This is a genomic window from Cupriavidus basilensis (assembly GCF_029335485.1).
Taxonomy (GTDB): Bacteria; Pseudomonadota; Gammaproteobacteria; order Burkholderiales; family Burkholderiaceae; genus Cupriavidus; species Cupriavidus basilensis_E.
The window spans coordinates 1-9,886 of the sequence record NZ_JARJLM010000190.1 but is presented as its reverse complement, the minus strand read 5'-3'; the positions used below and the strand labels follow the sequence as shown (position 1 = coordinate 9,886).

The window sequence follows — 9,886 nt, the reverse complement described above, 5'->3', positions numbered from 1 at the left end:
TCGGTGGCCATCATGGCCTCGACCGCTTCCATGAACACGCGCACCTTGCGCGGCTGCAGCCGCCGGTCAGGCAGCAAGGCGAAGACCCGCAGCGGCGGCGGCGGATAGTCCGGCAGCACCCTGACCAACCGCCCCTGGGCAATCTCCGCCTCGCAATAGATCATGGAAAGGCGGGCAATGCCAAGCCCCGCCAGTGCCCCCTGCAGCCTCAGTTCCGCGTTGGAGGTCTGCATGCGGGGCCGGATGGGCACCGACACGCGTTCTTCGCCGCGCATGAATTCCCACATCCTGTCGCCCGGCGTGGTCAGGGTGGGCAGGTTGGCCAGATCCTCGGGGGCCAGTTGCAGGGGCAGGGATGCGGCCAGTGCCGGCGCCGCGAACAAGCCGCGCTCGACGTGATAGATGCGCCGCGCCACGGTCCCGGAATCGGGCAGGTCGGCGTCCACGGCGACAAAGGCGATATCGAAGCCGTCGCGGATGGGATCGACCATGCCCTGCGAAATCTCCACCTGCACATCGAGCGCGGGATGTGCCGCCAGCGTCCGGCAGATCACGCCGCCCAGTTGCTGGGCCCCGAACTCGTAGGGCGTGGCGATGCGCAGCACGCCTTGCACGCGCTCCTCCCGCGCCAGCGTTTCATGGCGGATCTCGCGCAGCCGCGCGAACAGCGGCGCCACATCGCGATACACCGCGCTGCCGGCATCGGTCAGGCGCATGCGCCGCGTGGTGCGCTGGAGCAGCTTGGAGCCGATGGCGGACTCGAGCCGCGCCACCGCCGCGGAAACCCGGGACTTCGGGCAGTCGAGCTGCTCGGCCGCGGCCGTGAAAGTGCCTTGCTCCACCACGCAACAGAAGGCTTCCCAATCATTCCACTGGATTGTCTCGCTCACCGGACCAGGTTCCTTTTCCCTTAACAAACGCAACACAAACGCAACACAGGCGCATTGCCGTCGCTTTGCAGGCGATATTCTCCAAAGCGCGCGACATTATGCGGCAGACTGCCCCGGCCGGCGCGGCCCCGATGCCCGCGCTACTGGCGCATGGCGCGCATTTCCTCTACCCTTTCGGCCTTTCCGTGCGTTTTCGGCGCCAGCCGAACCGATCAATGGCCAGCCCTGCCGCTTCCGACCATCCCGCAAACCCAGCCGCGGACATCTCCGGGAACCCCGCCCCCGCGCCGGGTCAGGAGAAGCCGAGCGACACTTATGTGCAGTCTTTCGCACGTGGGCTATCGGTCATCCGTGCCTTCGACGCGCAGCACCCGGCGCAGACCCTCAGCGAGATCGCGCAGGCCAGCGGCTTGACCCGCGCCGGCGCCCGCCGCATCCTGCTGACCCTGGTCGGCCTGGGCTATGTGCGCGCCGATGGCCGCCTGTTCCGCCTGACGCCCAAGATCCTGGACCTCGGTTTTGCCTACCTGACGTCGATGCCATTCTGGAACCTGGCCGAACCGATCATGGAAGCGCTGTCCCAGGAAGTGCACGAAAGCTGCTCGATCTCCGTGCTGGACGGAACCGAAATCGTCTACGTGCTGCGGGTGCCGGCGCGCAAGATCATGACGATCAACCTGTCGATCGGCAGCCGGCTGCCGGCCTATTGTTCCTCGATGGGCCGCGTGCTGCTCGCCGGCCTGCCGGATGCCGAGCTCGACCGGGTGCTGGGCGCGACCGAGCTGCGCGCCCGCACCAGCCGCACCGTCACCGATCCGGCAGCACTGAAGGCCATCGTCGCCGCCATCCGGGCGCGCGGCTGGGCCCTGAACGACCAGGAGCTGGAAGAAGGGCTGGTCTCGCTGGCGGCGCCGATCCGCAATCGCGCCGGCCAGGTCATCGCCGCCATCAATATCAGCGGCCAGGCCAACCGCACCAGCGCCGACGAGATGGCCGGCAGCTTCCTGCCGCCGCTGCTGGCCGCGGCCGAAAAGATCTCCAGCCTGATCAGCCTGCGTACCTGATACCGAAACGCAGATACGCAGATACGCAGATAGCGCGCCGGGGCGGCTAGCGGGCCGCCGGTGCTGGCAGCTCGACGCTGCCGAACTCGGCCGACCGCGTACCCGGCAGCGGATGGTTGCTGGCGCCGAAGTAGGCAAAGGCAGCCGACAGCTTGACCGCCGCCGAGGCATTCTGGCCCGCGCTGTGGAACAGCCGGCTGTCGAAGAACAACACGTCGCCGCGCTCCAGGCCCAGGGGCCGCACGCCACCCAGCAGGGCCTGGCTGGCCGGATGCGACTCGATCAGGAATTCCGCCGCATCGAGCTGGCCGGGCTCTAGCGCGACCCTGTGCGAGCCAGGGATCACGCGGAGCACGCCATTGGTCTCGTCCTCCCGCCCCAGCGCCAGCCACACCGTCACCAGTTCCGGGCTGGCAAACGACCAGTAGCGGGTGTCGCGGTGCCAGCCAGTCTGGCTGCCATAGTGCGGATGCTTGGTCATCACGCAGTTATGGTGCGCGAGGGTCAGGCGCGGCGCTTCGCCCAGCAGCGTGGCCACCACTTCCGTCAGGGTCGGATCGGACGCCCATTGGCGAAACACTTCATCGCGCCCGTAGGCCTGCCGCAGGCGCCGAACCGTGCCGCCGCCAGCGGCGTCGCGGCTGGCGGGCGCGCCTGGATAGCCGAGTTCGGCTTCGTACTCCACGGGCGGGACGGCCGCCGCCAGTTGCGCACGCGTTACCTGTTCGATGCGGTCGCAGACCTGGGGCGGGGCAAAGCCTCGCAGCACGATATAGCCGTCGGCATGGAAGGCGCGGTTGAGTTCATTCAGTTCAGCGGCGTTCGGGGCGATGGCCGAAGCCGGGGCTGCCGTGGTAACGGCGCCCGGCGGGACAGCAAGCGGGGAGTTCATTGCAGCGGATGAAGGGGTTGGCTGAGCACACAACTTCGATAATGCCAGAAGCCGGGCAATCCAGCGCGCCCGGCGTGCATTGCGTGCGCAAACAGACTGTTCCGCCGCGCTCGCGCGCCGCTACAATGGCCGGGTCCTTCTTCCGACCCGCAGGCCTCCTGTGACCGCTCGCCCACGCATCGTCGCATCGCTCTCCGAGGCGGAAGCCCAGCTCGGCCGCATCGTGTTGGGCAAGCCCACGCAGATCCGGCTGGCGCTGGCCTGCATGCTGGCGCGCGGCCACCTGCTGCTGGAGGATCTGCCGGGGGTGGGCAAGACCACGCTGGCCCATGCGCTGGCGCGCACGCTCGGCCTGCAGTTCCAGCGCGTGCAATTCACCAGCGACCTGCTGCCAGCCGACCTGATCGGCGTCTCCGTCTTTGTGCGCGACAGCGCCGAGTTCCGCTTCCATCGCGGCCCGGTATTCGCCCAGGTGGTACTCGCCGACGAGATCAACCGCGCCACGCCCAAGACGCAGAGCGCCTTGCTGGAAGCCATGGCGGAAGGACAAGTCACGCACGACGGCGTCACCCATGCGCTGCCGTCGCCCTTTTTCGTCATCGCCACGCAGAATCCGCTGGACCAGATCGGCACCCACGCCCTGCCCGAATCGCAACTCGACCGCTTCACCATGCGCCTGTCGCTGGGCTATCCCGATCCGGCTTTCGAGCGCGTGCTCTATCTCGGCGGGGCGGCGCCCGCGGCCGGCGCGCCGGTGATGGACGCCGAGCAGGTCAGCGCGCTGCAGCAAGCCGCGGCACAGGTCTATGCGGGCCCGGCGCTGGTGGACTATGTCCTCGCCCTGGTGCAGGCCACGCGCACGCATGGCGGCTTCGCCGCCGGACTGTCGCCGCGTGCCGGCCTGGCGCTGCTGGCCTGCGCCCGCGCCTGGGCGCTGCTGCACCAGCGCGATATGGTGCTGCCGGAGGACGTGCAGGCCGTCTTCGCGCCGGTGGCCGGCCACCGCCTGCTGCCGGCCACCGGGGCCGGCGATGGCAAGGAGGCGCTGACCCGCCTGCTTGCCGGCGTCGCCATTCCCTGAGCAGCCATGTCGCGCAGCCGGCTGTTCTCCACGCCGCGCACGGCGGCCCCGCCCGCGTCCGGCCGCCGGCGCCTGGCATGGGCCTCCCCACCCTGGCTGCAGCGTCCCCGCACGCCACGGCAGGGCGTGGTGACGCTCGACCGGCGCCACCTGTATATCCTGCCCAGCCGCGCTGGCCTGGGCTTCGCGGCATTGCTGATGGTCATGCTGCTGACCTCGCTGAACTACAACATCAGCCTGGGTTTCGCCCTTACCTTCCTGCTTGGCGGCATCGGCATGGCCTGCATGTGGCAGGCCTACCGCAACCTGCTCGACATGACGGTGGCCGGCGCCGGCGCCACACCCGCCTTTGCCGGCGAGCCGGCCGCCTTCAGCCTGCGCATCGCCGGCGCTGACGCGCCCGTGCGCATCGGCATCGAGGCCAGCCTGCCGGCCCGGGCCGGCGCGCTGCCCGCGAGCCTGAGCCTGGCCCGGGACGCCACGGGCCTGCTGACCTTGCACCTGCCCACCACCCGGCGCGGCTGGCTGGCGCTGCCGCGCGTGACCTTGTCGAGCCGCTTCCCGCTTGGCCTGTTCCGGGTATGGAGCCATGCCGACCTGCCGCTGGCCGCGCTGGTCTACCCGCGGCCGGAAGCCGGCGCGCCACCGCTGCCGTTTGCCGCGCAGCCCGACGACGACGGCATTGCGTGCCTGCCGTCGGACGATGGCATAGACCAGCTGCGGCGCTACCGCAGCGGCGACCCGCTCCATCGCATCGCCTGGAAACACAGCGCGCGCACCGGCCGCTGGCTGAGCCGCACCGGGCAGGCCGGCAGCCAGCCGGCGTACTGGCTGGACTGGCAGTCGCTGCCGCCGGCGATGGCCGCCGAGGCGCGCCTGTCGCGCCTGTGCGCCTGGGTGCTGGCCGCAGGCGAGATGGCCGATATCGGGTTGCGCCTGCCCGGTGTGGACATCCCGCCCGGCCATGGCGGCGCGCATCGCCGGGCCTGCCTTGAGGCCCTGGCGCTATGGCCTGGCCGGCCCGGACAGGCCATGCCGGAAGCGCCGCGATGAAACTGCCGCCGCGTCCGCTTGCGCACGAGGAGCATGGCTTGCTGCTGGGACAGCTGGCGCTGGTGCTGGCGCCGCAGGCGCGCTCGCTGCCGGTGGCCATCAGCGTCCTGCTGGTCTTGCTGATGGGCTGGCGCTGGCTGCTGTGGCGCCAGCGCGCGCCACTGCCGTCGCGCCTGATGCTGGGGCTGATCGCGGGCCTGGTGCTACTGGTGGCGGTGGCGCTGGTCTGGCAGGCCGGCGGCAATATGGGGCGCGACCTGTCGGTGGCGCTGCTGGGCGCCTTCGTCGTGCTCAAGCTGCTGGAATGCCGGGTACTGGCCGACGCCACGCTGGTGACCCAGCTTTGCTTCTACCTGCTGCTGAGCCTGTACCTGTTCGACCAGCCATTCTGGCTGGCCTTGTATAGCCTCGCCATGGCGGCCTGGCTGCTGCGCAACTGGCTGTTCCTGGGCCACCCCGAGGCGCGCGGCCATCTCGCGGTGTGGCCACTGCTCGGCCGCCTGACGCTGACCGGCCTGCCCTGGGCGCTGCTGTTGTTCGTCCTGTTCCCGCGCCTGGACCGTCCGCTGTGGCAACTGCCGCAAGCCGAGACCGTCGCCGCCACCGGCATCAGCGACACCATGAACCCCGGCAGCGTGAGCCAGCTGGCGCAATCGACCGAGGTGGCGCTGCGCGCCGACGTGGAGGGCGGCCCGCTGCCGGCCGGTGCTCTGTACTGGCGCGCGCTGGTGCTGTGGCAATTCGATGGCCAGACCTGGCGGCCGGCGACCTTGCGGCAACGGCAGGCAATACCGGCACCGGCCCTGCCAGCTGCCGATGACACGGCTGCGTACGGCGCGGGACAGCCCGGTACGACCGCCGGCATGCCGTTGGCAAGCGGCACCGTCAACTACAGCGTCACGCTGGAACCCAGCCAGCACCCCTGGCTGTTCCTGCTCGATCGCGGCCAGGCGATTGCCCCCGGCGCCGGCGCGGTGGTGAATGCCGATGGCGAGTTCTTCGCCCGCGAACCGGTCGAGCGCCGCCTGCGCTACCGCGCGCGTTCGGCCCCGGCCGCGGCGCAGCCACTCGATCTGCAGACCCGGCAACTGGCGTTGGCGTTGCCGGCCGGCAATCCACGCAGCCGGGCACTGGCGGCCGCGTGGGCGGAGCGTTATCCCGACCCGGCGGAACGGGCGCGTGCCGCCCTGCGGCTGTTCGCCGCGGCACCGTTCAGCTATACGCTGTCGCCGGCGCCGCTTGGCCGCGAGCAGATCGACAGCTTTCTGTTCGACACGCGGCGCGGCTTCTGCGAGCACTACGCCAGCAGCTTCGTTTTCCTGATGCGTGCCGCGGGCGTGCCGGCGCGGGTGGTGACCGGCTATCTGGGCGGCGAGTACAACCCGATCGGCGGCAACTACATCGTGCGGCAGGCCGACGCCCACGCCTGGGCCGAGATCTGGCTGGAGGGGCGTGGCTGGGTACGGGTCGACCCCACCAGCGCGGTGGCGCCGAGCCGGGTCGAGCGCGGCATCGACGCGGCGCTGGCGGCCAGCGAGATCGCAGCGCTGCGCGCAATGCGCGAGCCCGGCTGGCTGCAAGACCTGCGCTGGGGCATGGACGGCGCGGTCTACACCTGGCAGCGTTGGGTGTTGCAATACGATCGCGGCCAGCAGGCTCGCCTGATGCGGCAGCTCGGCATCGGCGACAGCCTGCCGCAGACCCTGCTGGCTGGCCTGGCGATGCTGAGTCTGCTGGCGCTCCTGCCGCTGGCGCTCAAGCGCCGCCGGGCCGATCCGGTCCAGGCAATGTACGAACGCTTCTGCCGCCGCCTGGCGCGCCATGGATGCGTGCGCGCGCCCTCGGAGGGCCCCCAGGACTACGCCGCCCGCGCTGCGCGGACCTTGCCGGCCGCCGCGGACACTGTGCGTGACTTCAGCGAACGCTACATCAAGCTGCGCTACAGCCGCTTGCCACCCGCTCTGCGCGCTACCGAACTGGCCGGCCTGCGGCAGGCCTTGCGACGGCTTGCGCGCCTTCCACCAGCGGGCTGAGCCGTTTCCGAAGCATTCCGGCGCGCATTTGTTTCAGATGATATGATTACGTTTGAAATCATATTGCTGGCCGCATGCCGTTGCGCCCGCATCACCTGGTTCCTCCTTCCATGTCCTTCGAAGACCGCATCGACCGCTTCTGTGCCAGCCACGCGGAAGCGCCGCGAGACCTGATCCTGGCCTCCCGCCTGCTGCTGCGAACCGCCCGCCTGCTACGCACCCATATCGATCGCGCACTCGCGCCGTTCGAGCTGGACCTGCAGCAATACCTGGCCATCAGCATGCTCGCCACCGACGAGGCGCAGCCCACCCTGCCGTCCGAACTCGGCACCACGCTCGATGCCACGCGGACCCAGATGACGCGTCTCATGGACGGGCTCGAAGCACGCGGCCTGGTGCGCCGGCACGCTTCCACCCAGGACCGCCGCAGTACCGAACTCGTGCTGACCGCCGCCGGCCACCGGCTGCTCGAACGCGCCGCGCCTGCGGTACACGCCGCATATGCCGAGGCCTGGGATCCGCTGGCTGAGGGCGGCCTTGCCGCCACTACACGGGCGCTGAACCGCATGCACGCCAACCTGCTTGCGCTGGAGCCATGACCCCCGCTTCCGCATTGCGCCCCCTGCGGCTGGGACTGCGCTGGCTTCGCCTGCTCAGCCACCGGCAGCGCCAGACGCTGCTCATGTTGCTCCTCGCACTGACCACCTCGGTGGAGTTCCTCGAGAACATCATGTTCGTGTTCGCGTCGAGCCACATCGTCGGCGGCGTCGACGCCGACCCGCGCAGCTTTGCCCTGGTCCAGGCGGCCTACGCCGTGGGCAGCATGTTGATGATCCTCAAGCAGCAATGGCTGGCACAGCGCTTTGGCTATCGCCACTACCTGACCGGCGCCCTGCTTGTCTTCATGGCGGGCACGCTGGCGGCCGCCACCAGCCATTCGCTGCCGCAACTCGTCGGCGCGCGCTTCGTGCAAGGCGTGGGCGGCGGTGCGCTGTTCACCAGCTGCCGCATCCTGGTCAATGTGATGTTCACGCCCGCCGACAGGCCTCGCGCATCCCGCATCTTCATGCTCGGCATTTTTTCGGCGTCCGCACTGGCACCCGCCATGGCAGCCGAGCTGATCGAGCGCGGCGTGTGGCAGGACGTGTTCTACGGTGCGTTGCCTTTCGCCGCGCTGGCGGCGCTGGGCGCCTGGCTGCTGCTGCCCGATGCCGAGCCACGCGAGGACAATCCCGGTCCCGCGCTCGGCCCGCTGCTGCTGTTCGGCGCGGCCGTGGTAACCCTCCAGGCGGCCATGACCGAAGCCCGTTTCGATATCTTCTCGCACCCGCTGCGCCTGGCCCTGATCTGCGCGGCGGGAGTCGGCCTGCTGATGTGGTTCCTCTGGCAGCAATGGCATCACAGCGCGCCGGTGCTCCGCCTGCGCGCGCTGCGCAGTCCCGTCTACCTGACCGGGCTGGCGATGTATTTCGTCTATTACCTGATCAGCAACCTGAGTGGCTATGTGTTCCCGATCTATGCCGAGCAGGCGCTCGGCCTGCCGCTGGCAACCACGGGCTGGCTCAATACCTTCGCCGCCACGGTGAGCCTGGCCGGGATCTTCGTCTACCTGCGCGTGGCCCCGCAACTGCCTCACAAGAAGCCGCTGATGGCAAGCGGCCTGGTGCTGATGGCAGGCGCGTCATGGTGGTTCTCCTCGATGCCGCCGGATGCGGGTCCGCCGGCGCTTGCCTGGGGACTGATAGGCAAGGGCCTGTTCGGGGTGATGGTGATCATTCCCATCGCGGGCCTGACCTTCCGCTCGCTGGCGGATGAAGACTTCGCCCATGGCTACCGGAGCAAGAACCTGCTGCGCCAGATTGCCGCCTCGTTCGCTTCCGCGCTCGGCGCGGTGCTGCTGCAGAACCGCCAGTTCGCCGTGCATACCAGCCTGTCCAGCGCCATCGGCCAGCACACGGCGCAGGCGCAACAATGGATGGATGCAGCGCAAGCGGCGTTCGGCGCGCGCGGATTCGACGCGGGACATGCCCATCAGGCGGCGCTGGCGCAACTGGCCACCCTGATGGAAACACAGTCCAGGTTGATCGCCTGCGAGGACTTGTACCGCCTGATCGCCGCGCTTGCCCTGACGGCGGCCGTTTTCATGCTGGTGCAGCGCAGGCTGGATTGAGCGCGCTTGCCGATGGCTTGGGTGCAGTGCCGTGGAGTCGGCGATGAGCGAGCCGTGGTGGCTGTGCTGTGTCCGGCCCGGGAAGCTGGCGGTCAGCGCTTTGGATCGATCCAGGTCTGCCTGGCGTGCCGGAGGGATTCACTCCGGCGGCGCGCGCGGTGATGGCGGCGCTTGCTGTCGGTACGGTACGCGCTTTACGGGAAAGCGGTGATTGCTGTCGTTGCGTTCGTTGCTGTCGCCTGGCAGCGAGTCAGAACAGCGGCAGTTGGCGCATGCCAAAGCCGATCGTTTCCTCGACGCGCATGCGGGCATGCGCGAGCGAACCTTCCGCGCCGGAGTAGTTGCCGGCCGCCCAGCGATAGACCACCGGCATTTCGCCGCGTTCGGACAGGCGGACTTCGCCCAGCTTCTCACCGCGCTCATTGCGGTAGAAGTGCGAGCGGTAGCCGCGCTCCCAGTGCGGGGCTTCGGCTTTCTTGCGCCGGCGGGGGGCGGGCGTGGACTGCGGCAGGCGCCGCGCTCTCTCGGTACCCGTGGTCGCGGATGCGCGGGTGAAATCCAACTGCATAGACTTCCTTGTGTCATCGAGTCAGCAAGACGATTTCGCATCGGGGGCCAAAACCCTCGCGGCGTGTCTTGCGTCGCAGCCGAGATGATACCTGTTACCGCGCGTTCTGACAGCCCTATCTGCACCGGAATTCGG

The 9,886-nt window shown here is 69.4% G+C and carries 9 protein-coding genes; 6 read left to right on the top strand and 3 right to left on the bottom strand.

Annotated elements, in window-relative coordinates; all coding sequences use genetic code 11:
• A partial coding sequence (locus P3W85_RS11230) for a LysR family transcriptional regulator (protein WP_276264843.1) occupies positions 1 to 890 on the bottom strand: 890 nt, incomplete at its 3' end.
• A 215-nt stretch (positions 891 to 1,105) separates the two neighbouring features.
• Here P3W85_RS11230 and P3W85_RS11225 point away from each other — a divergent pair.
• Positions 1,106 to 1,954, top strand: a complete 849-nt coding sequence (locus P3W85_RS11225) for an IclR family transcriptional regulator (protein ID WP_276264842.1) — start codon at positions 1,106 to 1,108, stop codon at positions 1,952 to 1,954.
• Between the two features lie 46 nt (positions 1,955 to 2,000).
• Here P3W85_RS11225 and P3W85_RS11220 read toward each other — a convergent pair whose 3' ends face one another.
• Complete coding sequence (locus tag P3W85_RS11220; RefSeq protein WP_276264841.1) at positions 2,001 to 2,846, bottom strand: phytanoyl-CoA dioxygenase family protein; 846 nt, start codon at positions 2,844 to 2,846, stop codon at positions 2,001 to 2,003.
• A gap of 160 nt (positions 2,847 to 3,006) precedes the next feature.
• Between P3W85_RS11220 and P3W85_RS11215 the strand changes: the two genes are divergently transcribed.
• The 5 genes from P3W85_RS11215 (at position 3,007) to P3W85_RS11195 (ending at position 9,183) form a co-directional block, all read left to right on the top strand.
• On the top strand, positions 3,007 to 3,927 hold the full coding sequence (locus tag P3W85_RS11215; protein WP_276264840.1) for an AAA family ATPase: 921 nt from the start codon (positions 3,007 to 3,009) through the stop codon (positions 3,925 to 3,927).
• Between the two features lie 6 nt (positions 3,928 to 3,933).
• Positions 3,934 to 4,980: a DUF58 domain-containing protein gene (locus P3W85_RS11210; protein ID WP_276264839.1), complete on the top strand. Its 1,047-nt coding sequence runs from the start codon at positions 3,934 to 3,936 to the stop codon at positions 4,978 to 4,980.
• Complete coding sequence (locus P3W85_RS11205) at positions 4,977 to 7,013, top strand: transglutaminase TgpA family protein (protein ID WP_276264838.1); 2,037 nt, start codon at positions 4,977 to 4,979, stop codon at positions 7,011 to 7,013. The genes P3W85_RS11210 and P3W85_RS11205 overlap by 4 nt, the downstream gene beginning before the upstream one ends.
• A gap of 110 nt (positions 7,014 to 7,123) precedes the next feature.
• Complete coding sequence (locus P3W85_RS11200) at positions 7,124 to 7,612, top strand: MarR family winged helix-turn-helix transcriptional regulator (RefSeq protein WP_276264837.1); 489 nt, start codon at positions 7,124 to 7,126, stop codon at positions 7,610 to 7,612.
• Positions 7,609 to 9,183, top strand: coding sequence for an MFS transporter (locus P3W85_RS11195; protein ID WP_276264836.1), 1,575 nt, complete (start codon positions 7,609 to 7,611; stop codon positions 9,181 to 9,183). Before P3W85_RS11200 ends, P3W85_RS11195 begins: the two co-directional genes overlap by 4 nt.
• A 250-nt stretch (positions 9,184 to 9,433) precedes the next feature.
• Here the strand turns inward: P3W85_RS11195 and P3W85_RS11190 are convergent, their stop codons facing one another.
• On the bottom strand, positions 9,434 to 9,751 hold the full coding sequence (locus P3W85_RS11190) for a hypothetical protein (RefSeq protein ID WP_017224412.1): 318 nt from the start codon (positions 9,749 to 9,751) through the stop codon (positions 9,434 to 9,436).
• Positions 9,752 to 9,886 lie beyond the last annotated feature (135 nt).